The organism is Pseudomonas sp. G11-1 (assembly GCF_024031555.1).
Classification (GTDB): domain Bacteria; phylum Pseudomonadota; class Gammaproteobacteria; order Pseudomonadales; family Pseudomonadaceae; genus Halopseudomonas; species Halopseudomonas bauzanensis.
The window spans coordinates 728,125-753,708 of record NZ_QEYQ01000002.1; the positions used below are offsets into that span (position 1 = coordinate 728,125).

At 60.7% G+C, this 25,584-nt stretch carries 18 protein-coding genes; 11 read left to right on the forward strand and 7 right to left on the reverse strand.

Annotated features, from left to right (window positions below; all coding sequences use genetic code 11):
* Window positions 1-50: 50 nt before the first annotated feature.
* The 3 genes from aceE to DHB74_RS09510 all read left to right on the forward strand — a co-directional run bounded on the left by aceE (window position 51) and on the right by DHB74_RS09510 (window position 5,822).
* Window positions 51-2,702: a pyruvate dehydrogenase (acetyl-transferring), homodimeric type gene (gene aceE, locus DHB74_RS09500; RefSeq protein WP_036990721.1), complete on the forward strand. Its 2,652-nt coding sequence runs from the start codon at window positions 51-53 to the stop codon at window positions 2,700-2,702.
* Between the two features lie 10 nt (window positions 2,703-2,712).
* Entirely contained in the window at window positions 2,713-4,686 is a 1,974-nt protein-coding gene (gene aceF / locus DHB74_RS09505) for a dihydrolipoyllysine-residue acetyltransferase (protein WP_499161282.1), read from the forward strand.
* Between the two features lie 536 nt (window positions 4,687-5,222).
* Entirely contained in the window at window positions 5,223-5,822 is a 600-nt protein-coding gene (locus DHB74_RS09510) for an REP-associated tyrosine transposase (RefSeq protein ID WP_499161283.1), read from the forward strand.
* A 221-nt stretch (window positions 5,823-6,043) separates the two neighbouring features.
* On the opposite strand, the gene clpB is transcribed toward DHB74_RS09510, so the two are convergent.
* The 3 genes from clpB to rluD all read right to left on the reverse strand — a co-directional run bounded on the left by clpB (window position 6,044) and on the right by rluD (window position 10,426).
* On the reverse strand, window positions 6,044-8,611 hold the full coding sequence (clpB, locus tag DHB74_RS09515) for an ATP-dependent chaperone ClpB (protein ID WP_499161284.1): 2,568 nt from the start codon (window positions 8,609-8,611) through the stop codon (window positions 6,044-6,046).
* 121 nt (window positions 8,612-8,732) lie between these two features.
* Window positions 8,733-9,470: a peptidoglycan editing factor PgeF gene (pgeF, locus tag DHB74_RS09520; protein WP_136869230.1), complete on the reverse strand. Its 738-nt coding sequence runs from the start codon at window positions 9,468-9,470 to the stop codon at window positions 8,733-8,735.
* Window positions 9,467-10,426, reverse strand: a complete 960-nt coding sequence (gene rluD / locus DHB74_RS09525) for a 23S rRNA pseudouridine(1911/1915/1917) synthase RluD (protein ID WP_136869229.1) — start codon at window positions 10,424-10,426, stop codon at window positions 9,467-9,469. Before rluD ends, pgeF begins: the two co-directional genes overlap by 4 nt.
* Window positions 10,427-10,597: 171 nt before the next feature.
* On the opposite strand from rluD, the gene DHB74_RS09530 reads away from it, so the two are divergent.
* The 4 genes from DHB74_RS09530 to DHB74_RS09545 all read left to right on the forward strand — a co-directional run bounded on the left by DHB74_RS09530 (window position 10,598) and on the right by DHB74_RS09545 (window position 15,044).
* Entirely contained in the window at window positions 10,598-11,602 is a 1,005-nt protein-coding gene (locus tag DHB74_RS09530) for an outer membrane protein assembly factor BamD (protein ID WP_036991184.1), read from the forward strand.
* Window positions 11,603-11,862: 260 nt separating this feature from the next.
* Window positions 11,863-12,093: a PP0621 family protein gene (locus DHB74_RS09535; RefSeq protein ID WP_051611040.1), complete on the forward strand. Its 231-nt coding sequence runs from the start codon at window positions 11,863-11,865 to the stop codon at window positions 12,091-12,093.
* Window positions 12,074-13,666, forward strand: coding sequence for a sensor histidine kinase (locus tag DHB74_RS09540; RefSeq protein ID WP_036990733.1), 1,593 nt, complete (start codon window positions 12,074-12,076; stop codon window positions 13,664-13,666). Before DHB74_RS09535 ends, DHB74_RS09540 begins: the two co-directional genes overlap by 20 nt.
* Window positions 13,667-13,763: 97 nt before the next feature.
* On the forward strand, window positions 13,764-15,044 hold the full coding sequence (locus DHB74_RS09545; protein ID WP_407920283.1) for a sigma-54-dependent transcriptional regulator: 1,281 nt from the start codon (window positions 13,764-13,766) through the stop codon (window positions 15,042-15,044).
* Between the two features lie 90 nt (window positions 15,045-15,134).
* On the opposite strand, the gene thiO is transcribed toward DHB74_RS09545, so the two are convergent.
* A complete protein-coding gene (gene thiO / locus DHB74_RS09550; protein ID WP_499161285.1) occupies window positions 15,135-16,241 on the reverse strand; it encodes a glycine oxidase ThiO in 1,107 nt (368 codons plus the stop codon).
* 149 nt (window positions 16,242-16,390) lie between these two features.
* Between thiO and mqo the strand changes: the two genes are divergently transcribed.
* Window positions 16,391-17,878, forward strand: coding sequence for a malate dehydrogenase (quinone) (gene mqo / locus DHB74_RS09555; RefSeq protein WP_036990735.1), 1,488 nt, complete (start codon window positions 16,391-16,393; stop codon window positions 17,876-17,878).
* 56 nt (window positions 17,879-17,934) lie between these two features.
* Here mqo and DHB74_RS09560 read toward each other — a convergent pair whose 3' ends face one another.
* Complete coding sequence (locus DHB74_RS09560; RefSeq protein WP_143063075.1) at window positions 17,935-18,681, reverse strand: substrate-binding periplasmic protein; 747 nt, start codon at window positions 18,679-18,681, stop codon at window positions 17,935-17,937.
* Between the two features lie 115 nt (window positions 18,682-18,796).
* On the reverse strand, window positions 18,797-20,053 hold the full coding sequence (gene glyA / locus DHB74_RS09565; protein ID WP_499161286.1) for a serine hydroxymethyltransferase: 1,257 nt from the start codon (window positions 20,051-20,053) through the stop codon (window positions 18,797-18,799).
* A 310-nt stretch (window positions 20,054-20,363) separates the two neighbouring features.
* Between glyA and ettA the strand changes: the two genes are divergently transcribed.
* The 3 genes from ettA to DHB74_RS09580 all read left to right on the forward strand — a co-directional run bounded on the left by ettA (window position 20,364) and on the right by DHB74_RS09580 (window position 24,110).
* Window positions 20,364-22,028, forward strand: a complete 1,665-nt coding sequence (gene ettA, locus DHB74_RS09570) for an energy-dependent translational throttle protein EttA (protein WP_036990738.1) — start codon at window positions 20,364-20,366, stop codon at window positions 22,026-22,028.
* A 274-nt stretch (window positions 22,029-22,302) separates the two neighbouring features.
* Complete coding sequence (gene gdhA / locus DHB74_RS09575) at window positions 22,303-23,643, forward strand: NADP-specific glutamate dehydrogenase (protein WP_036990740.1); 1,341 nt, start codon at window positions 22,303-22,305, stop codon at window positions 23,641-23,643.
* Between the two features lie 110 nt (window positions 23,644-23,753).
* Window positions 23,754-24,110 (forward strand): PilZ domain-containing protein, encoded by a 357-nt coding sequence (locus DHB74_RS09580; RefSeq protein ID WP_036990741.1) that lies wholly within the window; start codon window positions 23,754-23,756, stop codon window positions 24,108-24,110.
* 26 nt (window positions 24,111-24,136) lie between these two features.
* Here DHB74_RS09580 and radA read toward each other — a convergent pair whose 3' ends face one another.
* Window positions 24,137-25,513, reverse strand: coding sequence for a DNA repair protein RadA (gene radA / locus DHB74_RS09585; protein ID WP_036990744.1), 1,377 nt, complete (start codon window positions 25,511-25,513; stop codon window positions 24,137-24,139).
* Window positions 25,514-25,584: the final 71 nt, after the last annotated feature.

The window sequence follows — 25,584 nt, forward strand, 5'->3', positions numbered from 1 at the left end:
GACATGCAATCGTTTTTCCACCACGGGACCCACAAGGTCTGGAGAACAATATGAAGCACGATGATATCGATCCACTCGAAACCCAGGAATGGCTCGATGCCCTGGAATCCGTTCTCGATGCCGAGGGCGAGGATCGGGCGGAATATCTGATCAAACGCATGGGCGAATTGGCCAGCCGCACCGGCACCCGCCTGCCCTATGCGATCACTACCCCTTATCGCAACACCATTCCGGTGACCCACGAAGCGGTCATGCCCGGCGATCTGTTCATGGAGCGCCGTATCCGCTCCATGGTGCGCTGGAACGCATTGGCCATGGTGATGCGCGCCAACCTGCAGGATCCGGACCTGGGTGGCCACATCTCCACCTTTGCCTCCAGCGCCACCCTGTATGACATCGGCTTCAACTACTTTTTCAAGGCCCCCACCGAGGAACACGGCGGTGACCTGGTGTTCTACCAGGGTCACGCCTCACCGGGTATCTATGCCCGCGCGTTCCTGGAAGGCCGGATCAGCGAAGAGCAGATGACCAACTACCGCCAGGAAGTCGACGGCAACGGCCTGTCTTCCTATCCGCACCCCTGGCTGATGCCCGATTTCTGGCAGTTCCCCACCGTCTCCATGGGCCTGGGCCCGATCCAGGCGATCTACCAGGCACGCTTCATGAAGTACCTGGAAAGCCGCGGTTTCATTGAGCCCGGCAAGCAGAAGGTCTGGTGCTTCCTGGGTGACGGCGAGTGTGACGAGCCCGAGTCCCTGGGTGCTATTTCCCTGGCCGGTCGCGAGAAGCTCGACAACCTGATCTTCGTCATCAACTGCAACCTGCAGCGCCTCGACGGCCCGGTGCGTGGTAATGGCAAGATCATTCAGGAGCTGGAAGGCAACTTCCGTGGCGCCGACTGGAACGTGATCAAGGTCATCTGGGGCCGCCTGTGGGATCCGCTGCTGGCCCGCGATCATGACGGTCTGCTGCAGCAACGCATGGAAGAAGTCGTCGACGGCGACTACCAGAACTACAAGGCCAACGATGGCGCCTATGTACGCGAACACTTCTTCGGCGCCCGTCCGGAATTGAAGAAGATGGTCGAAGACATGTCCGACGAGGAAGTCTGGAAGCTCAACCGTGGCGGCCACGACCCGTACAAGGTATACGCGGCTTACCACGCGGCGACCAACCACAAAGGCCAGCCCAGCGTCATTCTGGCCAAGACCATCAAGGGCTACGGCACCGGCGCCAGCCAGGGCCAGAACATCGCGCATAACACCAAGAAGGTCGACACCGAGAGCCTGAAGACCTTCCGCGACCGCTTCGGTATTCCGCTCAACGACAGTGAGCTGGAGAAGCTGCCCTTCTACCGTCCGGAAGAAGGCTCGCCCGAGTACAAGTACCTGCACTCTCGCCGCGAAGCTCTGGGCGGTTACACGCCGCAGCGCCGCGTCAGCAGCACGCCGATCCCGGTTCCTCCGCTGGAAACGCTCAAGTCGATTCTCGATGGCACCGGCGAGCGCGAAATTTCCACTACCATGGCCTTCGTGCGCATCCTTGCGCAAATGCTGAAGGACAAGGAACTGGGTCAGCGCATCGTGCCGATCGTCCCTGACGAAGCCCGTACCTTCGGTATGGAAGGCATGTTCCGCCAGTTGGGCATCTACTCCTCCGTCGGCCAGCTGTATGAGCCGGTGGACAAGGATCAGGTGATGTTCTATCGCGAGGACAAGAAAGGCCAGATCCTCAACGAAGGCATCAACGAGGCCGGCGCCATGTCCAGCTGGATCGCCGCTGCCACGGCCTACAGCACCTACAACCAGCCGATGCTGCCGTTCTACATCTTCTATTCGATGTTCGGCTTCCAGCGTATCGGTGATCTGGCCTGGGCCGCTGGTGACAGCCGCGCCAAGGGCTTCCTGATCGGCGGCACCGCTGGTCGCACCACCCTGAACGGCGAAGGTCTGCAGCACGAAGATGGTCACAGCCATATCCTGGCATCGACCATCCCCAACTGCCGCACCTATGACCCCACCTACGGCTACGAGCTGGCGGTGATCATCCGCGAAGGCTCACGCCGGATGATGGAAGAGCAGGAAAACATCTTCTATTACCTGACCGTGATGAACGAAGCCTACGCCCAGCCGGCCATGCCCGAAGGCGTGGAAGAAGGCATCATCCGCGGCATGTATCTGCTCGATGAGGCCAAGGAGAAAGGCAAGCAGCATGTCCAGCTGATGGGCAGCGGTACCATTCTGCGCGAAGTCCGCGAAGCCGCGGAAATTCTGCAGAAGAATTACGGTATCAGCGCCGATATCTGGAGCGTCACCAGCTTCAACGAACTGCGTCGCGACGGCCTGGACGTGGAGCGCTGGAACCGCCTGCACCCGACCGACACACCGCGCCTGACCTACGTCGAGCAGAACCTGGCCGAGCGCAGCGGGCCGGTCATCGCCGCTACCGACTACATGAAGCTGTATGCCGAGCAGATCCGCCAGTGGATACCTGGCAATTTCAAGGCGCTGGGTACTGATGGCTTCGGCCGCAGTGATAGCCGCCGCAAGCTGCGCGACTTCTTCGAAGTCGACCGTCGCTGGATCGTCTACACCACCCTGTCGGCGCTGGTCGAGAACGGCGAGCTGCAGCCCGAGGTACTGATCGAGGCCCAGGCCACCTTCGGTCTGGACCCGAACAAAACCAACCCGCTGAACTGCTGAGGAGACGGCCATGAGTGAAGTGATCAAGGTACCCGACATCGGCGGCGAAGGCGAAGTCATTGAGATCCTGGTTCAGGTCGGCGATCGCGTCGAAGTGGAACAGAGTCTGGTAACACTGGAATCGGACAAGGCCAGCATGGAGCTGCCGAGCCCCAAGGCTGGCGTCATCAAGGCCATCAAGGTGAAGCTGGGCGACAGCCTGTCCGAAGGTGACGAGCTGATCGAGCTGGACATCGAGGGCGGCGAGCAGCCGGCCGACGAGAAGCCCGAGGAAGCAGCCAAAGCCGAGCAGCCGGCCAAGCAGGAAGCAGCAGCTCCTGCCCCGGCGGAAAAACCCGCGCCGAAGAAAGCCGGCAGCAGCGTTCAGTCGTTCACCATCCCCGATATAGGTGATGGCACCGCGCGCGTTATCGAGCTGATGGTGCAGGTAGGTGACAAGGTCGAGGCCGAGCAGAGCCTGCTGACCCTGGAATCCGACAAGGCCAGCATGGAGATCCCGGCACCGGCCAGCGGCGTCATCGAGTCCATCGAGGTCAAGATGGACCAGGAAGTGAAAACCGGCGACCTGATGATGCATATCCGCGTTGAAGGCGAAGGCGAAGCTGAAGAAGAAGCAGCGCAGGAGCCGGCCAAGCAGGAAACGGCAGCCCCTGCCCCAGCGCAGAAGCCAGCACCGAAGAAAGCCGAAAGCAGCGTGCAATCGTTCAATATCCCCGATATTGGCGATGGCAGTGCACGGGTCATCGAGCTGATGGTGCAGGTCGGCGACAAGGTCGAGGCTGAACAGAGCCTGCTGACCCTGGAATCCGACAAGGCCAGCATGGAGATTCCGGCACCAGCCGCCGGTGTGATCGAAGCCATCGAGGTAAAACTCGAGCAGGAAGTGAAAGCCGGCGATCTGATGCTGCGCATGCGCGTGGAAGGCGAGGCTGAAGAAGCCGAGCAGGCACCCGCCGCCGAGCAAACCAGGGAAGAAGTCGCAGCAGCACCAGCCAAGGAAGAACGCGCTCCAGCTCCGGCCGCCAAGCAAGCCGCACCGGCCCCGGTCGGCGCGCCCAGCCGTGGCAACAAGAAGGTCCATGCCGGCCCGGCCGTACGCAAGCTGGCCAGGGAATTTGGTGTAGAGCTGACCGAAGTATCGGGTAGCGGCCCGCGCAATCGCATCCTCAAGGAGGATGTGCAGAGCTTCGTCCAGAGCGTCATGCGCAAGAGCAAGGAAACCGGCGGCGCAGCCGCAACCGGTGGTGCCGGCATCCCGCAAGTACCGGAAGTCGACTTCAGCCGCTTCGGTGAAGTGGAACTGAAGGACATGACCCGTCTGCAGCAGATCGGTGCCAGCAACCTGCATCGCAGCTGGCTGAACGTACCCCATGTCACCCAGTTCGACCTGGCCGATATCAGCGAACTGGAAGACTTCCGCAAGGCCCAGAAAGCTGTGGCGGAAAAGGCCGGCGTCAAGCTGACCGTACTGCCGTTCCTGCTCAAGGCCTGTGCTCATCTGCTGCGCGAACAGCCGAACTTCAACGTCTCGCTGGCGCCCAACGGCAAGCAACTGATCCAGAAGAACTACGTGCACATCGGCTTTGCCGTGGACACACCGGACGGTCTGCTGGTTGCGGTGATCCGCGATGTAGACAAGAAGAGCCTGCTGGAGCTGGCTGCCGAAGCGGCGGAACTCGCCGACAAGGCCCGCAACAAGAAGCTCAGCGCCAACGACATGCAAGGCGCCTGCTTCACCATCTCCAGCCTGGGGCACATCGGGGGTACCTACTTCACCCCGATCGTCAACACCCCGGAAGTGGCGATCCTCGGCGTGAGCCGGGCAACCATGCAGCCAGTATGGGATGGTAAAGCCTTCCAGCCCAAGCTGATGCTGCCGCTGTCACTGTCCTACGACCACCGCGCCATCAACGGCGCCGCCGCAGCCCAGTTCACCAAGCGTCTGGGTGAACTGCTGGGTGATATCCGGTCGATGTTGCTGTAAGAAAAAAGCGGTCGGTAGTGCAGGCTACCGACCGCTTTTAAAAAGGTACGAGCTGGTGCTCGAACTTCCCAGGGGTACCAATCCGTCCGCACACACCAACCTCAGCGAGATTCCCTCCTGGGATTGTCGAGCACCAGCTCGACAGCGTTTCCATCAAGCAACGCGATGCCGCTGGTAAAAAGGCACGAGCTGGTGCTCGAACCTCCCAGGAATGCCAATCCGTCCGCACTCACCAACCTCAACGAGACTCCCTCCCGGGATTGTCGAGCACCAGCTCGACAGCTTTTCCATCAAGCAACGCGATGCCGCTGGTAGAAAGGTACGAGCTGGCGCTCGAACCTCCCAGGAATGCCAATCCGTCCGCACTCACCAACCTCAACGAGACTCCCTCCCGGGATTGTCGAGCACCAGCTCGACAGCTTTTCTCCCCCGTAAAATGTATGCCCGTTCTCAACTATGCGTTCCAACAGGCACACCTCCTTGTAACCAGAGCCTACCTTTGCAAGCATCCAATCATTCTGTTTGGATCGATAGTCATGGACGAACTCCTCTACCAAGGCTGGTATCACTCGCGGAAGCTGCCGCACTTCGATGGGCCCGATGCCACTCAGTTCATTTCCTTCCGCTTAGCTGACTCCCTACCCGCTGATCGGTTGAGACAGATCAAGTCGGAGCTACGGATTTTGCCGCTGGCACGTCAAAGCGTTGAACGCCGTAGAAAAATGGAATACTGGATCGACCGCGGCCTGGGCTGCTGCGCCTTGGCCCACCCTCAGATGGCTGAGGTATTCATTCAGGGGCTGCGGCTCCATGACGGGCGACGTTATCGCCTATTGGCGTGGTGCCTCATGCCCAACCATGTGCATATCCTTATTGAGGCTCACTACTCGCTACCAAGGATTGTACAAAGCTGGAAGTCCTACAGCGGTCGCTGGGCAGTAAACAATAACGAGCGCCTGGGTTTAGGGATACCGGTAGGCAGCATCTGGGCTAGAGGTTACTGGGACAGGTTCATACGTGACGAGAGACATTTCCATACCGCAGTGAACTACATCCATGAGAATCCGGTAAAGGCCGGGTTGTGTCACGCAGCAGAAGCGTGGCGGTGGTCCAGCGCCTATGTCGGTCCCGAGTAGAAGGGCGCATCAGCGCGGCCTGATAGGAGCTCTGTCGAGCTGATGCTCGACAATCCCGGGGCGGGCACTGGACCGGAGTGAGCTCCTGGGAGATTCGAGCACCAGCTCGTATCTTGCTGGCGGCGGCAACGGGTTTGCCTGATAGGAGAGCTGTCGAGCTGGTGCTCGACAATCCCAGGGCGGGCATCAGAAATTGATGCCCGCCTGGTGGTCCATTCAGCTTATCGGGTGAACACAAACTCCTCCCCTTCCACGCCTGCCTTGATCACCGCACCGGGTTCGAAGTCGCCGGCCAGTATGCGTTGGGCCAGCGGGTTTTCGATCCAGCGTTGGATGGCGCGCTTGAGTGGGCGGGCGCCGTAGACGGGGTCGTAGCCGACGGCGACGAGTTTTTCCAGCGCCTCGTCGCTCAGCTCCAGATTCAGCTCCCGCTCGGCCAGGCGCTGGCGCAGACGGCTCAGCTGGATCTCGGCGATACCGCCGATCTGTTCCTTGCCCAGCGGCTCGAACACTACCACCTCATCGATCCGGTTGACGAACTCGGGACGGAAGTGTTGGCCGACAGCATCCATGACTGCCGCCCGCTGAGCTTCCGGATCACCGACCAACTCCTGGATCTGCGCTGAACCCAGGTTCGAGGTCATGACGATCACCGTGTTGCGGAAGTCCACGGTGCGGCCCTGGCTGTCGGTCAGGCGGCCGTCTTCCAGTACCTGCAGCAGGATATTGAACACATCCGGATGCGCCTTTTCCACTTCGTCCATAAGGATCACCGAGTACGGCTTGCGGCGTACCGCTTCGGTCAGGTAACCACCTTCCTCGTAGCCGACATAACCCGGAGGCGCGCCGATCAGGCGGGCCACGGAGTGTTTCTCCATGAATTCGGACATATCGATGCGCACCATGGCCTCTTCGGTGTCGAACAGGAATTCGGCCAGCGCCTTGCACAGCTCGGTCTTGCCCACCCCGGTCGGACCGAGGAACAGGAAAGAGCCACTGGGGCGGTTGGGGTCCGACAAGCCGGCGCGGGAGCGGCGCACGGCGTTGGACACGGCCACCACGGCCTCATGCTGGCCAATCACCCGCTGGTGCAGCTCCTGCTCCATGCGCAGCAGCTTGTCACGTTCGCCTTCAAGCATCTTGGACACCGGAATGCCGGTCCATTTGGAGACCACCTCGGCGATTTCCTCATCGGTGACCTTGTTGCGCAGCAGCTGATTCTCGGTCTTGCCATGCTGCTCAGCCATCTGCTGGCTGCGCTCCAGGTCAGGTATGATGCCGTACTGCAGTTCAGCCATGCGGTTCAGATCACCCTTGCGCCGGGCATTCTCCAATTCCTGCTTGGCCTGTTCGATCTTCTCCTGCAACTGGGCCGTGCCCTGCACTTCCGCCTTTTCGGATTTCCAGATTTCCTCCAGATCGGCGTATTCGCGCTCCAGCCGGGCAATATCCTCTTCAAGCTTTTCCAGCCGCTTGATGGTGGCCTCGTCATCTTCCTTCTTCAGCGCCTCGCGCTCGACCTTGAGCTGGATCAGCCGTCGATCCAGCCGGTCCAGTTCCTCCGGTTTGGAGTCGATCTCCATGCGGATGCGGCTGGCAGCTTCATCGATCAGGTCGATGGCCTTGTCCGGCAGCTGGCGATCGGTGATGTAACGATGCGACAGCTTGGCCGCAGCGATGATCGCGCCATCGGTGATCGCCACCTTGTGATGCACCTCGTAGCGCTCCTTCAGGCCGCGCAGGATGGCGATGGTGTCTTCTTCACTGGGCTCATCCACCTGTACCTTCTGGAAGCGCCGCTCCAGCGCTGCGTCCTTCTCGATATATTGCCGGTACTCGTCCAGGGTGGTGGCACCCACGCAGTGCAGCTCGCCACGCGCCAGGGCCGGCTTGAGCATATTGCCCGCGTCCATGGAACCTTCGGCCTTGCCGGCGCCGACCATGGTATGCAACTCATCAATGAACAGGATGATCTGGCCTTCCTGCTTGCCCAGCTCGTTGAGCACCGCCTTCAACCGCTCCTCGAACTCGCCGCGGAACTTGGCGCCGGCGATCAGCGACCCCATATCCAGCGACAGCAGGCGCTTGCCCTTCAGCCCATCGGGTACTTCACCATTGATGATGCGCTGGGCCAGCCCTTCGACAATGGCGGTCTTGCCCACGCCGGGCTCACCGATCAGTACCGGATTGTTCTTGGTCCGACGTTGCAGGACCTGGACGGTGCGGCGGATCTCGTCGTCACGGCCGATCACCGGATCGAGCTTACCCTCCTCGGCCTTGCGGGTCAGATCGACGGTGTACTTGTCCAGCGCCTGGCGGGACTCCTCGGCGTTGGCGTCGGTCACGCTCTCGCCGCCACGCAGGTTGTCGATGGCGGTTTCCAGCCCCTTCTTCGATACGCCCTGGGCCAACAGGATCTTGCCCAGACGGGTGTCCTGGTCCATCGCTGCAAGCAGCACCAGCTCGCTGGAAATGAACTGATCGCCGCGCTTCTGAGCCAAGCCGTCAGCCCTGTTGAGCAGGCGGGCAAGATCGGTGGACAGGTTCACATCGCCAGTGGGGTTGGCGATGGTCGGCAGTTGATCGACGGCATCGCTGAGCTGCTGGCGCAGACTGCCGAGGTCGAAGCCGACCTGCAGCAGCAACGGTTTGATCGAGCCCTGCTGCTGTTCGATCAGCGCGAGCATCAGATGCACCGGCTCGATCTGGTTGTGGTCACGGCCTACCGCCAACGACTGCGCGTCGGACAGAGCCATTTGCAACTTGCTGGTTAAGCGGTCAATACGCATGAGTAGCAATCCTTATCGGCAGGCCGGAAGTCGGGGTCTGTCCCGGTCCGGCGAGATTCACTTAGATGAATGATAGATGAGGATTATTACTGCGCTTTCAAGGGGGTCGTACTGATCGGCGTCAATTTTTTGTCGCGGAGTCCAGCCAAACCAGTGAAGCGAAGCGCCCGGTTTGCCCGTCGCGCCGATAGGAGAAGAACCGGGTGGGGTCACTGACCGTACACAAACCACCGCCATAGACAGCATTCACGCCGGCATTGGTGAGGCGCAGCCGGGCCAGTTGATAGATATCCGCCAGGTAATGCCCCGGACGCTCGGAGGGCACAAAACAGGCCGCCGCAGCCGTGCTGCCGAAAATCTCCCGTACTTCCGGACCCACTTCAAAGGCCTCGGGGCCGATGGCCGGGCCCAGCCAGACCAGCAGTTCTTCCGGCGGCACCCCCAGCGCGCTGATGGTGTTCTCCAGAATCCCGGCAGCCAGCCCGCGCCAGCCGGCATGGGCTGCGGCCACGCGGGTGCCGGCACGGTCGCAGAACAATACCGGCAGACAGTCGGCGGTCATGATCACGCAGGCGACGTCCGGCTCAAGGGTCCAGCTGGCATCCGCTTCCTCCACCAGGCCCGGCGCGGCCTCGACCACATCGGTACTGTGCGTCTGCTCCAGCCAGGCCATGCGACAGCCCAGCATGCGCCCCAGCTCCGCCCGGTTGGCCAGAACGTTATTCAGATCATCGCCAACGTGGGTACCCAGATTGAATCCCTTGTACACGCCCTGACTGCAGCCATCCTGCCGCGTGGTGACGCAGGTCTTGACCCACTCGGGGGCCGGCCAGTCGGCCTGCAGCCAGTGCTCTTTCATTCTTCCAACTCGCCGTCCTGGCGCAGCAGCGCCAGCAACGCCTGCATATCGGCGGGCAGCGGCGCTTCCCAGCGCATCGGCCGATTGTCATCCGGATGCTCCAGTTCCAGCCGCCGGGCATGCAGTGCCTGGCGTGGGAATTCTCGCAGCATGGCAATCAGCTCCTGCGTCGCGCCCGGCGGAATACGCAGCCGGCCGCCATAGGTCGGATCGCCCACCAGCGGATAATTGATATGACTCATATGCACACGGATCTGATGCGTGCGGCCGGTTTCCAGCTTGACCTTGACGTGGGTGTGGGCACGAAAACGGCTGATGACGCGGTAATGACTCACCGCCTCCTTGCCGCCGGCAACCACCGCCATCTTCTGCCGATTATTGCCGTGGCGAGCGATGGGCTGGTCGACCTTGCCACCGGCTGTCATTACGCCCACCACCACGCATTCGTATTCACGAGTGACCGTCCGGTTCTGCAGCTGGATGACCAGATCGGTCTGTGCTTCCAGGGTTTTGGCCACGACCATGAGACCGGTGGTGTCCTTGTCCAGGCGGTGCACGATGCCCGCGCGCGGCACTTTGGCCAACTCGGGAGCGTGGTGCAGCAGCGCATTGAGCAGGGTGCCGTCATGATGACCGGCGGCGGGATGCACCACCAGCCCCGCCGGCTTGTTGATCACCAGCAGCGCGTGATCTTCATAGACGATATCCAGGTCGATGGCTTGCGGCAGCCAATCACCCTGAACTTCAAGTTCGGCATCCAGTTCCAGCAGTTCGTCGGTATAGACGGTATCGCGCGGGCGGACCTGTCTGCCGTCCACCGTCAGACTGCCGTCCTTGATCCAACCCTGCAACCGCGATCGGGAGTGGCTGGGGAACAATCGGGCAGCGACCTGGTCAAGGCGTTGACCACCGCACTCCGGGGTAACCTGTGCAGACAAGCGAATTCGTTCGGACATCAATGGCTCACTGGAACGCACCGGTACGCGCAATCCCTTTTGGTTTCGGCCCGGCGCTGTGGTTAAATACGGCTTCTTTGCCTGGCGCATGCTGTGCCTGGCAACTGAGCTCAACTATAACAGGACGGCTGTCAGGGCAACAGCGCGGGGTCGTCCATCCGGATGTCAAACATGTCGATTAAACATCTATTGCTGGTCGGTCTGCTGAGTCTGCTGGCGGCCTGTTCATCAAACAAGGCGACGGTTCTGGATGAATCGCTCAGCGAGTCCGAGCTCTATGTCCTGGCCCAGAAGAACCTGGACGCCAACAACTACGGCCAGGCTATCGAATCGCTGCGGGCCCTGGAGTCGCGCTATCCGTTCGGACGCTTCGCCGAACAGGCGCAGCTGGAACTGATCTATGCCTACTACCAGAACCTGGAACTGGATGCTGCCAAATCAGCTGCCGACCGTTTCATCCGCCTGCACCCGCAGCATCCCGATGTGGATTACGCCTACTACCTGCGCGGCATGACTTCCTTCACCCGCGACCGGGGGCTCTTCGAGCGCTTCCTGCCGCTGGACATGACCCGTCGCGATCCGGGTGCGGCCCGGGACTCATTCAACGAGTTCGCCCAACTGGTCAGCCGTTACCCCAACAGCCGTTACGCGCCCGATGCGCGCCAGCGCATGGTGTACCTGCGCAACCTGTTGGCCGCCTACGACACTCACGTCGGCCATTATTATCTCAAGCGCGGCGCGTACGTTGCCGCCGTCAACCGCGGTCGCTACATTGTCGAGAATTTCCAGCAGACCCCGTCTGTCGGTGACGGCCTGGCGCTGATGGTCGAAGGCTACCGTCGTCTGGCCATGGATGATCTGGCCAACAACGCCCTGCTGACGCTGCAGACCAACTATCCCGAGCACCCGAGCCTTCAGGACGGCGAGTTCCGCCATCATGTGGAGCCTGCCCAGCGCGAATCCGGTTGGGTCGAATCGATGACCACCGGCCTGCTGGACAAGGTCATGACCCCGCCGTCCATGAACCGGGAAACCCAGATGGAACGGGAAATGGAACAGCAGTATCAAGCAGCGCTGAATGCTCTGCCCCGGGATATCAAGACCCCACGGCAGGAACAGGAACCAGAGCCCAAGCGCTCCATCTGGAGCCGGCTGACTTTCGGTCTGTTTGATTGATTGAAGATGTGACGCCGTTCCCTCGGCGTCACATCGCACCGGCAGGCGTGCTCTGATCGCACGCTATTGCCAGCCCCGGATTACCTGAATCCACCGGCACCCTCCAACACCTGAGCTTTCGCAGCCCAACCCCCACTGCTCCCATAGAAAATCATTCGATCAAGCCAGTTTGACCACCCGAGCCACGGACTTGTTTGGCGCATCGCCCGGGTGGGATACACTAAGGGCCATTCGCTTACCTACATGGAATCACCACGATCATGGGCTTGATCAAACTGTTCATTCTGCTGGTGCTGGCTTATATCGCCTTTGTCTTCTGGCGCCAGTTCAAGGCCGCCCAGGCAGAGAAACACCGAACGCCGCCGCAACAACCGCCCAGGATGGTTCGCTGCGCTCAATGCCAGCTGCATCTGCCGGAAGATATGGCCCTGCGTCAGGACGACAAATGGTATTGCTGCAGTGAGCATCGCGATGTGGACCAGCAGTACTGATACGGTTGACTCCCAACGCCCGAAAATATTGCGCATCTACAATATCTATCGGGTGGTGCTTGGACTTTTCCTGACGCTGCTGACCAGCTCTGCCCTGCGCGACGGGCTGATCGACCTGCAGAACCCCGATCTTTACGAAAGCGCCAGCTGGATCTATCTGATCATCAACGTGCTGATAGCCCTGCTGCTGCATCAGGGCAAGCGCGACCTGCATCTGTTCGTGCTGGCGTTCATCGATATCTTCCTGCTGGCGGTGTTGTTCTACGCGGCCGGTGGCGCCAGCAGCGGGCTGGGCAACCTGCTGATCATTCCGGTGGCTACCGGCAATATTCTGCTGCACGGGCGCATTGGCCTGCTGCTGGCGGCGCTGGCCAGTCTGGCGTTGATCTATCTGACATTCTTCCTGAGCCTCGCGCACCCGTCGATCAGTCAAAGCTACCTGCAGGTGGGTGTGCTGGGCTGCATCTATTTTGCGGTAGCGCTATTTGTGCAGCGCCTCAGCCGCCGCCTGCGGCTGTCGGAAAACCTGGCCCAGCAGCAGGCAGCCAGCCTGGCCAGCCTGGAAAAGCTCAACCAGTTGATCATCCAGCGCATGCGCACCGGCATCATGGTGATCGATGAATCGCTGCAGGTACTGCTGGCCAATGAAGCCGCCGCCCAAATGCTGGGCAAGCCGATCATCCGCGGTATGGCCCTCGATAGCCTCGCCCCGGAGCTGGGCCAGCGCCAGCGCCAATGGCAAGTCAATCCATCGATCCGTGCTCTGCCCTTTCGCAACCATCCCGGCGGCGCGGAATTGATGGCCAACTTCAAGCGCCTGCCCGCCGATGAGCGGGAGTCGATCCTGGTCTTCCTCGACGATAATGCGCTGATGGCACAGCAGGTCCAACAACTCAAACTGGCCTCCCTGGGCCGACTTACCGCGAGCATCGCCCATGAGATCCGCAACCCGCTGGGCGCCCTCAGCCACGCTGCGCAGTTGCTGATCGAGTCGGAGCACATCCACGACCAGGACCGACGCCTGACCGAGATCATCCAGCAGCACTCCAAGCGCATGAACAAGGTCATCGAAACCGTGCTGGAATTGTCCCGGCGGAGGCAGAGCGAACCACAACTGGTCGATCTGACACTCTGGGTAGCGCAGTTCATCCGAGACTACAAGCAGACCAGCCCGGCCACTGATACCATCGAATGCGAACTGGAGAAGGAAGGCATCCTGACCCGCATGGACCCCAATCAGCTGCGCCAGGTGCTGAGCAATCTGTGCCAGAATGCCTTCCGTTACAGTGGCGAGCCGGGCAGCGAGCGAACCATCTGGCTAAAGCTGTATGAAGATGCCGGGACCGGCCTGCCGACCCTGGAGATCATCGACCACGGACCGGGCATCGATGATCGCCATCTGAGTCAGGTATTCGAACCGTTCTACACTACCGAGTCCGCCGGTACCGGTCTGGGCCTGTATATCTCCCGCGAGCTATGCGAGAGCAACCAGGCAACCCTGGAGTATGAACGGCTGGAGCCGCGCGGCAGCTGCATGCGCATCGTCTTCGCCCACCCCAGACGGCTGGTATGATGCCCTTTTCGAACCGCACGAACGCATGGAGCACAACGTGAACAATCCGCTGGCACTGATCATTGATGACGAGCCCGATATCCTGGAGCTGCTCGACATGACTCTGGGGCGGATGAACATCAGTACCCGCAGCGCGACCAGCCTCGGCCAGGCGCTGGAGCTGCTCAATCAGCAGCACTTCGACTTGTGCCTGACCGACATGCGTCTGCCTGACGGCGATGGCTTGAGCGTGGTGCGACATATTCAGCAGCATTGCCCAAACACCCCGGTGGCGATGATTACCGCCTATGGCAGCCTGGATACCGCCATCACTGCGCTCAAATCCGGCGCCTTCGATTTCGTTACCAAGCCCGTCGACTTGCAGCGGCTGCGCGAACTGGTCAATGGTGCCCTACGGCTGAACCAGCGCCAGGAAGCCCCACTGATTGAAGAGAGCGACGATCCGATTCAGGGCAGCTCACCGCCAATCCAGCAATTGCGTCGACAGATCGCCAAGCTCGCACGCAGCGAGGCACCGCTCTATATCAGTGGTGAATCCGGCAGCGGCAAGGAACTGGTCGCCCGGCGCATCCACGCGCTGGGGCCGCGGGCCTGTCATCCCTTCGTACCGGTGAACTGCGGGGCGATACCTTCGGAGCTGATGGAAAGCGAATTCTTCGGCCACCGCAAAGGCAGCTTCACCGGCGCCGTGGCTGACAAGCCCGGCCTGTTCCAGGCGGCCAGTGGCGGCACCCTGTTTCTCGATGAGGTGGCCGATCTGCCGTTGGCGATGCAGGTCAAGCTGCTGCGGGCGATTCAGGAAAAGGCGGTGCGTCCGGTCGGCACCCAGCAGGAGCAGCCGGTGAATGTGCGGCTGCTATGCGCGACCCACAAGGACCTGGCGGTGGAAGTGGCCGAAGGGCGATTCCGCCAGGACCTGTTCTATCGGATCAATGTGATCGAGCTCTGCGTACCACCGCTGCGCGAGCGCCGTGAGGATATCGCACCGATGGCCCGGCGCATTCTCACCCAACTGGCCCAGCGCGCGGGCGTCGAGGTGCCCCATATAGACCCGGCGTGCATGGAGCGGTTGAGCAACTACCGCTTCCCCGGCAACGTGCGCGAGCTGGAGAATATTCTGGAGCGGGCCTTCACCCTGTGTGAAGGCGATACCATCATGGCCAGCGATATCCAGCTTAACGCCAGCCCGCTTCCCGGCGAGGACTCCGCGCTGCGCCAGATCGATTCGCTGGAAGACTTTCTCGATGATATCGAACGCAAGGCATTGACCCAGGCGCTGGAGGAAACCCGCTGGAACAAGACCGCAGCCGCCCGCCGCCTGGGCCTGACGTTTCGGTCAATGCGCTATCGATTGAAGAAACTGGGACTGGAAGACTAGCCTGCCGCCAGCGCCAGTTCCGCCCCGCGGTGTGCCCGAGTGGGAGCGCCTTGGCCGGCAAGCCCGCTTCCACTGAACAAAGGTTCCCGACTAACCCGCCAGCAGCTCCCTGCCCGCCGTCACCGCATAGGGCGCCGGGTCGATGATCGGCTGCCGTCCCAGCATCACATCTGCCAGGAACTGACAGGAAGCCGGTGCCAGTACCAGCCCGTTGCGGTAATGCCCGGTATTCAGCCAGAGCCCGGGGTAATCCGGCACTTCGCCAATATAGGGCACACCATCCGGCGAACCGGGACGCAACCCGGCCCACTGGCGAACCGGCTGCTGCGTCGCCAACGCCGGCAATAGCTGCGCCGCGGAGGCGCGCAGGGAGTTCAGCGCAGCCTCGGTGGAGGTCTTGTCGAAACCTTCATGCTCCAGAGTGCTGCCGATCAGGATATGCCCATCCTGCCGCGGAATCGCATAGCGGCCGCCGCACAGCACCATGCTCGACAACCAACCCGGCTCCGCCTTGTACAGCAACATCTGCCCCTTCACCGGCACTACCGGCAGTGCCATGCCCAGCTCAGCGAGAAACTCACCGCTCCAGGCTCCGGCCGCCAATACCACGGCATCGGCCTGCATATTTTCGCCAGCACAGCGCACCCCAGCCACCCGCCCCTGCTCGATCAGCAGGCGGGCGTCGGCGCAGCCTTCCAGCAAACGACAATGGGGGTTGGCAGCCAGAGCAACGCGCAGGGCGGCCATCAGACGAGGATTGCGTACATTGGCCAGATCAGCCTGCCACAATGCATTTTCATATCCGGCCGCCAATACGGGGACCTGACGGTAGATGAACTCGGCATCGACACTGAGCAGCGGTTTTCCGCGCCCTGCTGCCCAGCTCAGAGCGACATCCTGTTCCTCCGAATCCAGCCAGAGCAGGCCGCAGGGCGTCACCTGCGGATCAATACCGGTATCTTCCGCCAACCGCGCGGCCAGTTGCGGATAGAAACCCTGCGACCAGTCGGCCAGGGCGCTGATCGGTCGGGAGTAACGCCAGGGGTACAGCGGGGAGACGATCCCGCCACCTGCCCAGGAGGCCTCGCGGCCAACCACCCCCCGCTCGATCAGGGTTACGCGTACTCCAGCATCCAGCAAGTTGAGGGCAGACAGGCAACCAATGACACCCCCACCGATGATGACCACCTCGTGCATGTCTGCTGCCGCCTCCCCGTGTTATCCATCCGATCATTCCGGCACAGGTAGTCCATCAACCACGTCTACTACAAAAGGGTAATGGTTATGACACTCAACCGGATAAACGAGTATCATACGCGCAGTTTTTAGTAAGAGGCGACATGTAAATGACAGCAAAAGATGTAGACGTATTGCTGGTCGGTGGTGGCGTCATGAGCGCCACGCTCGGAATGTTGCTCAAACAGCTCGATCCAAATATGACCATTACCCTGGTCGAACGTCTGGATCACGTTGCTCATGAGAGCACGGATGGCTGGAACAATGCCGGCACGGGGCACGCCGGTTACTGTGAGCTGAACTACACTCCCCAAGCCGATGATGGCAACATCACGATCAACCGCGCACTGTCGATCAACGCGAACTTCGAGGTGACCCTGCAATTCTGGTCCTACCTGGTCGAACAGCAGATCCTCCCAGCGCCCGGCAAATTCATCAACCCCACCGCACACCAGAGCTTTGTCTGGGGTGAGAAAGACGTGGCTTTTCTGCGCAAGCGTCACGAATTGCTCAGCGCCCATCACCTGTTCGCGGATATGCAGTACAGCGAATCGCGGGAGCAACTGGCTGAGTGGATGCCGCTGGTCATGCGTGACCGCGCAGCGGAGGGTCCGGTCGCCGCTACCCGCGTCGACCACGGTTCGGATGTCGATTTCGGCTCACTGACTCGCAGCATGATCAAGCATCTGGTAACTCAGGACGGTTTCGATCTGTGCCTCAGTCACTCGGTCAAGAGCCTGCGCAAAAGCAAGCGTGGCCATTGGCGTGTCGCCGTGAAGGATGAACAAAGCGGCGAGGACAAACAGTTCAATGCCCGCTTCGTCTTCCTTGGCGCCGGCGGTGGCTCTCTGCCCCTGCTGCAGAAATCCCATATTGATGAAAGCCAGGGTTATGGTGGCTTCCCGGTCAGCGGTCAGTGGCTGGTGTGCAAGAAGCCGGAAATTGTCCAGCAGCACCATTCCAAGGTCTATGGCAAGGCTCCAGTCGGCGCGCCGCCCATGTCCGTTCCGCACCTGGATACGCGCATCATCAATGGCCAACCAGCCCTGCTGTTCGGTCCCTTTGCCGGCTTCACCACCAAGTTCCTGAAGAAGGGCTCGGTATTCGACCTGTTCTCCTCGGTTCGCCCGTACAACGTGGCACCGATGATGGCCGTGGGTCGCGACAATATGGACCTGACCAAGTACCTGATCGCCGAGTCCTTCCAGTCGCACAAGGACCGTGTCGCGTCCCTGCGCAACTTCTTCCCCGATGCCAAAGAGGAAGACTGGACGCTGCAGAATGCAGGCATGCGCGTGCAGATCATCAAGAAAGATGCCGAGGGACACGGCAAGTTGGAATTCGGTACCGAAATTGTCGCCGCGAAGGATGGCACCCTGGCAGCATTGCTGGGCGCTTCCCCGGGAGCCTCCACCGCGGTGCAGGCGATGATCGACGTACTACATCGCTGCTTCAAGGAACGCATGAGCTCGCCGCAATGGCAGACTCGCATGAAGGAATTGGTTCCCTCCTATGGCCAATCCCTGATCGATGACGCTGCGCTGCTGAAAACGGTCCGTGATCGCACGTTGAGCACACTCAATCTGCGCGGCGACTGATCCCAGCCGATAGCTACTGGCAGGCGGACTGCATTACCGCCTGCCTTGCAGCGAAACTACTGCTTCGTCACATCCAGTTCGACTCCCTGCGCCCGTAAACGGTCAAACGCAGCGTCCAGATCAGTCTGTAACTGTTCAGCAAAGCCCGAATGACGGGATAGCACCAGACGCATGGGTTGCATCGCGACCTCAATATGCTCCAGCCTGACCCCGTCCAGCTCCTCCAGCACGACATCCACCTGCGCCCGATAATCCAGCAGGTAGTCCCCGCGCCCGCGCCGCAACATCTCCACCGCTCCCCTGTGCGAGTTGCTTTTATATAGAGTCAGGTCCAGCTCCGGATTCTGCACGGTATCGTTCAGGGCATTGGTATAGGTGAAGTTGGTGATCATGATGACACTACGGCCGCGCAGCCCCTCCGGCCAATCGGGCGCGGGCTGGCCCGGCAGGTAATACAGATTGATATTCACCTGCCCCAGGTCCCGACCGGTCAGCAGCGTATGCTCGTCGAGCCCAGGCTTATTCAATACCCCAGGCCAGAGATGCACGTCGCCGCTCTCGAGCCCCAACCAGATGCGCGCCGCAGGCAAAATCCGTATCCGGGCATCATAGCCAGCTTCATTCAGCAACTTGCGCACCAGCTCGACCGCCTTGCCTGTGGCCCGGCCGGACTCGTCCAGCTGCGAATATCCGGGAAAGTCCATGAAGGCAACCTGCACCACCGGCTTGCTGTTGGCCAGCATCGCGCTGCTCCAGCACATCAATAGCAAGATCAACCACCTCGCCGTTCCTTTGATCAGCATCACTCCCTCCCCTCGCCTGGGTAATTGGCAACCAGCGTAATGACCTACCGGCATAATGCAATAAAAAACCCCTTGCCGGACATCCGGCAAGGGGTTCGATTACCACATGCAACTCTCAGTCACGATAGACCGGCAGGCGGGCGCAAATGGCCTTGACCTGTTCACGGACACGATCGATGACCGACTCGTCGCCCATGTTGTCCAGAATGTCACAGATCCAGCCGGCCAGTTCGCGGCACTCGGTTTCCTGGAAGCCGCGGGTGGTCACCGCCGGAGTGCCCAGGCGCAGGCCGGAGGTCACGAATGGCGAGCGCGGATCGTTCGGCACCGCATTCTTGTTCACGGTAATGAAGGCGCGACCCAACGCAGCATCCGCGTCCTTGCCGGTGATGTCCTGCTTGATCAGCGACAGCAGGAACAGGTGGTTCTGAGTGCCACCGGAAACCACGTCGAAGCCGCGCTCGATGAACACACCGGCCATGGCCTGAGCATTCTTCACCACTTGCTGCTGGTAGGCCTTGAACTCGTCGCTCATGGCTTCCTTGAAGCAGATTGCCTTGGCGGCGATCACGTGCATCAGCGGGCCGCCCTGACCACCGGGGAATACCGCTGAATTCAGCTTCTTCTCCAGTTCTTCGTTGGCACGGGCCAGGATCAGACCACCGCGCGGACCACGCAGGGTCTTGTGGGTAGTGGTGGTGACCACGTCAGCGTAGGGTACCGGGTTCGGATAGACGCCAGCGGCGACCAGACCGGCAACGTGGGCCATGTCGACGAACAGATAGGCACCGACCTTATCGGCAATCTCGCGAAAACGCGGGAAGTCCAGGATCTGAGAGTAGGCGGAGAAACCGGCAACGATCATTTTCGGCTTGTGCTCGACAGCCAGACGCTCCAGCTCATCGTAGTCGATCAGCCCGGTCGCGGTGTCGATGCCATACTGCACGGCGTTGTACATCTTGCCGGAGAAGTTGACCGAAGCGCCGTGAGTCAGGTGGCCGCCGTGGGCCAGACTCATACCCAACACGGTGTCACCGGGCTTTACCAGCGCCTGGAATACCGCGCTGTTGGCCTGGGAACCAGCGTGCGGCTGAACGTTGGCGTAACCGGCACCGAACAGTTCCTTGGCGCGGTCGATGGCCAGTTGCTCGGCCACATCGACGAATTCGCAGCCGCCATAGTAACGCTTGCCCGGGTAACCTTCAGCATACTTGTTGGTGAGCACCGAACCTTGAGCCTGCATGACCGCAGGACTGGTGTAGTTCTCGGATGCGATCAACTCGATGTGCTCTTCCTGACGCTGTGCTTCCTGCTGCATCGCTGCCCACAGCTCGGCGTCGAAAGTGGCAATATCGTTGGAACGGCTAAACATGTCACGGCCCTCTGCCAGAGATGTACAAATAAAAAAGAGGCCGCATTTTACCTCAACCGGGGCAAACTGGCACATGAAAAGCATTCAGCCGGTCGGATCGGAGATTTCAAGTGCCTGAGCTGGGACCTGCCAAGTGCTGCTGGCGCCGGTGCGCACCGCTCACATGGACTACGCATGCCCAATTGCAGCAGCTGCGAGACCAGCCAGCCGCCAGGTTTGCCCTAACCCACACTTTGGGCTAGCCTTGCCCCCCATTCCGCACCCGTTCCAGGTGCCATTTCCTCTATTCAATTATCAAGGTTGTATCCACATGGCCCAATACGTTTACAGCATGCACCGGGTGAGCAAGGTTGTGCCCCCGAAGCGGCAGATCCTCAAGGACATCTCCCTGTCATTTTTCCCTGGCGCCAAGATCGGCGTGCTGGGTCTGAACGGCGCAGGTAAATCCACCCTGCTGCGCATCATGGCCGGTGTAGACAAGGAATTTGACGGCGAAGCCCGGCCCATGCCCGGCATCAATGTCGGCTACCTGCCTCAGGAGCCGCAGCTGGACGCAGATAAAACCGTCCGCGAGATCGTGGAAGAAGCGGTCAGCAATATCAAGGACGCTCAGGCTCGCCTGGACGAGGTCTATGCTGCCTACGCCGAGCCGGATGCCGACTTCGACGCGCTGGCCGCCGAGCAGGCCAAACTGGAGGCCATCCTGCAGGCCGCCGATGGTCACAACCTGGACCGCCAGCTGGAAGTCGCCGCCGATGCGCTGCGCCTGCCGCCATGGGATGCGCAGATCGGCCATTTGTCTGGCGGCGAAAAGCGCCGGGTTGCCCTGTGCCGCCTGCTGCTGTCGGCCCCCGACATGCTGCTGCTGGACGAGCCGACCAACCATCTGGATGCCGACTCGGTAGCCTGGCTGGAGCGCTTCCTGCATGACTTCCCCGGCACCGTGGTGGCCATCACCCACGACCGCTATTTCCTCGACAATGTCGCCGGCTGGATTCTGGAACTGGACCGCGGTCACGGCATCCCGTTCGAGGGCAACTATTCGCAGTGGCTGGAATCCAAGGCCAACCGCCTGGCTACCGAAGCCAAGCAGGAAGCCTCCCATGCGAAAGCAATGAAGGCCGAACTGGAGTGGGTTCGCCAGGGTGCCAAGGGCCGCCAGGCAAAATCCAAGGCGCGTCTGCAGCGTTTCGAGGAAATGCAATCCCAGGAATTCCAGAAACGCAGTGAAACCAACGAGATCTACATCCCGGCCGGCCAGCGCCTGGGTGACCAGGTTATCGAACTGCATAATGTCGCCAAGGGCTATGGTGACAGGGTCCTGATCGACGATTTGTCGCTGACCATTCCCAAGGGCGCCATCGTTGGTGTCATCGGCGGCAACGGCGCGGGCAAGTCCACGCTGTTCCGCATGCTGACCGGCAAGGAGCAACCTGACAGCGGCAAGATCGTCATCGGCGAAAGCGTGCAGATCGCCAGTGTCGACCAGAGCCGTGATGACCTGGATGGGAACAAGACTGTCTGGGAGCAGGTGTCCGACGGCTTCGACATGATCAAGGTCGGCAACTATGAAGTCCCTTCGCGCGGCTATGTTGGCCGTTTCAACTTCAAGGGCGCGGATCAGCAGAAGTTCGTCAAGGACCTGTCCGGCGGTGAGCGTGGCCGTCTGCACCTGGCGCTGACGCTGAAACAGGGCGCCAACGTACTGCTGCTCGACGAACCGTCCAACGACCTCGACGTCGAAACGCTGCGCGCCCTGGAGGAAGCCTTGCTGGACTTCCCTGGCTCGGCCATTGTGATTTCCCACGATCGCTGGTTCCTGGACCGCATCGCCACCCACATTCTGTCTTATGAGGATGATGCAAAGGTGGTATTCTTCGAGGGCAATTACACCGAGTTTGAAGCAGACCGCAAGAAACGCCTGGGCGAAGCCGCAGCTCAGCCGCACCGTGTCCGCTATAAAAAACTGGCTTGAGTCAAAAAAGTCACATTTTTCTGGAACTTTTTCGACCCGCTGCATGCGACCAAAGCGCGCATGCAGCGGAGCCTCGAACAAAGTCCATAAAACGCTTTAAAATCAATCATCTACAACAGAACTTTGCGCACCTGCGCGATGCCCGTTGCGGTGCTGCAAAGTGCCTTTCACCTTCATTCCCGCGCGTTTTTTTTTGTGAAACGCTATTTCAGAGCGTGCTCACCTCTGATAAATTTGCGCCATTACGTCTTAAACTTGCAAAAAAGAGACTTCCATGACTGATACTCTGACCTCCTGCCTGGCGCATCTCAAACTGCGCGATCCAGAGCAACCCGAATTCCACCAGGCAGCCGAAGAAGTGCTGAGCACGCTGTGGCCCTTTCTGCAGGAGAACCCGAAGTATCTCAAGGCCGGCATCATTGAACGCCTGATCGAGCCCGAGCGGGTGATCATGTTCCGCGTGCCGTGGATGGACGATAACGGCCAGGTCCATGTGAACCGCGGCTTCCGCGTACAGATGAACAGCGCCATTGGCCCCTACAAGGGCGGCCTGCGCTTCCACCCCTCGGTCAATCTGGGCGTGCTCAAGTTCCTGGCCTTCGAACAGGTGTTCAAGAACGCGCTCACCACCCTGCCCATGGGCGGCGGCAAAGGCGGTTCCGATTTCGATCCCAAGGGCAAGAGCAACGCTGAAGTGATGCGCTTCTGCCAATCCTTCATGACCGAACTGTCCCGCCATATCGGCGAGAACCTGGATATCCCCGCTGGTGATATCGGTGTCGGTGCGCGGGAAATAGGCTACATGTATGGCCAGTACAAGCGCCTGCGCAACGAGTTCACCTCGGTGCTGACCGGCAAGGGCCTGACCTACGGCGGCAGCCTGATCCGCCCTGAAGCTACCGGCTACGGTTGCGTCTACTTCACCGAAGAAATGCTCAAGGAACGCGGCCGCAGCCTGGAAGGTCAGCGCGTTGCTGTATCCGGCTCCGGCAATGTGGCTCAGTATGCTGCGCTCAAGGCGATGGATCTGGGCGCCGTGGTGATCTCGGTTTCCGATTCCGGCGGCACCCTGTACTTCCCCGAGGGCATGACCACTGAACAGTGGCATTACCTGATGGACCTGAAGAACGAGCGTCGCGGCCGCCTGCAGGAAATGGCTACCGAGTTCAATCTGGAAATGCTGACCAACCGCACGCCGTGGCACCTGCCCTGCGATATCGCGCTGCCCTGCGCAACCCAGAATGAGCTTAACGGCGACGATGCCCGCACGCTGATCGCCAATGGCTGCTACTGCGTGGCCGAAGGTGCCAACATGCCGTCCACTCTGGAAGCCCTGGACGTGTTCCTGGAGAACCGCGTCCTGTTCGCTCCGGGCAAAGCAGCCAATGCCGGTGGCGTCGCGGTGAGCGGGCTGGAGATGAGCCAGAACGCCATGCGTATGCAGTGGACCGATGGCGAGGTAGACACCAAACTGCACGCCATCATGCAGTCGATCCACTCTGCCTGCGAACGCTACGGCAAAGAAGAAGACGGCTATATCAACTACGTCAAGGGCGCCAACATCGCCGGCTTCGTCAAGGTCGCCGACGCCATGCTCGCCCAAGGCGTGGTCTGAGTTGACGATTCGATCTGCCGCAGGTCAACCTGCGGCAGATCGCCCTCAGTAGAGTCTTCGCGCAGCAGCTATAATGATGGCATCTTGAACCCGACCTATCGGGGGCCGTCATGTCAGACCATCACTTCTCTTCCCCTGCCCTTTTCGACGCGACCGTCAGGCTCCAGCAGGATGCCTGGACCCACTCTGCCCCGTTGCTGGATATCTCCCTGGCAGGCCTGTTGATCAGCCGACCGGACACCTGGTCACTGGCCGACGCTGATGCCCACTTGGAAACGATCATCGAGCTGACTAGCGGCGATCACATCCGCCTGGAAGCACAACTGGCCTTCAGCCGTGGCGACGTGCTCGCTCTGGCCTGTCGGCATCTCGATCTGGATTCCATCGCCCAGTTGAAAGCATTGATCAGCGCGACGCTGGGCGACCCGTCGCTGGCAGAACGCGAGCTGACCGAACTGGGTCGCTGACGCCTGAGCAGACAACGGAGCGCAGCTCACTCGAACAGCATGCCCAGGGCTTCATCCAGCCGGGTCACCGGCACTACCTGCATGCCCTTGGGTGATTCCTTGGGCGCGTTGGCCTTGGGTACGATGGCGCGGGTAAAGCCATGCTTGGCGGCTTCCTTCAGCCGCTCCTGACCGCTGGGTACCGGGCGAATCTCGCCCGACAGACCGAGTTCGCCGAACACCATCAGGTCCATCGGCAGCGGGCGGTTGCGCAGGCTGGAGATCACCGCGGCCAGCAGCGCCAGATCGGCCGCGGTTTCCAGCACCTTGACCCCGCCGACCACGTTGACGAACACGTCCTGGTCATAGGTGGGCACGCCTCCATGACGATGCAGTACCGCCAGCAGCATAGCCAGACGGTTCTGATCCAACCCCAGGGTTACCCGCCGGGGATTGCCCAGGTGGCTGGTGTCTACCAGCGCCTGCACTTCCACCAGCATCGGCCTCGACCCTTCCCAGGTAGACATCACCACACTGCCGGGAATGGGTGCGTCATAACGTGACAGGAAAATCGCCGAGGGGTTGGCGACTTCCTTGAGGCCCTTGTCGGTCATGGCGAATACGCCAAGCTCGTTGACCGCACCAAAACGGTTCTTCACCGCTCGCAGCATGCGCAGCCGGCCATCGGACTCACCTTCGAAATACAACACGGTGTCGACCATATGTTCGAGTACCCGCGGCCCGGCCAGCGAACCCTCCTTGGTCACATGGCCAACCAGGAAAATGGCGGTACCGCTCTGCTTGGCAAAACGCACCAGGAGCGCGGCGCTTTCCCGTACCTGGGCGACACCGCCGGGGGCTGATTGCAGTTGCTCGGTGAAGATGGTCTGAATGGAGTCCACCACCATTACCTTGGGTTGCTCCCGCCGGGCAGTGGCAACGATGCTTTCAATGCAGGTTTCAGTCATGACCTTGAGCTGGTCCTTCGGCAGGCCAAGCCGGTCGGCACGCATCGCTACCTGCTGCTGGGACTCTTCACCGGTGATATACAGCGCGGGCATGTTCTGCGCCAGTCGGCACAGGGTCTGCAGCAGAATGGTGGATTTGCCGATACCCGGATCACCGCCGATCAAGACTACTGAGCCGCTGACCAGCCCACCACCCAATACCCGGTCCAGCTCCGACGAACCGCTGGGCTGGCGGGGCATTTCTTCAGTGGATACCTCGGCGAGGGTTTTTACCTGGGCCATTTCTCCTGCCCAGTTGCTGCTGCGCGAACCGCCACCGCTGCCGCCCGTCGGGGTGGTATCTATCACGGTTTCAATCAGGGTGTTCCAGGCCTGGCATTCACCACACTGCCCTGCCCATTTGGTGAAGGTAGCGCCGCACTCAGTGCAGCCATAGAGTCGTTTGTTCTTCGCCATTGCGATCCCATGAAACTGAAGAAATTCTCAAGCAGTTACTATACTGATCGAGCGCGGATAAATCCTGACGG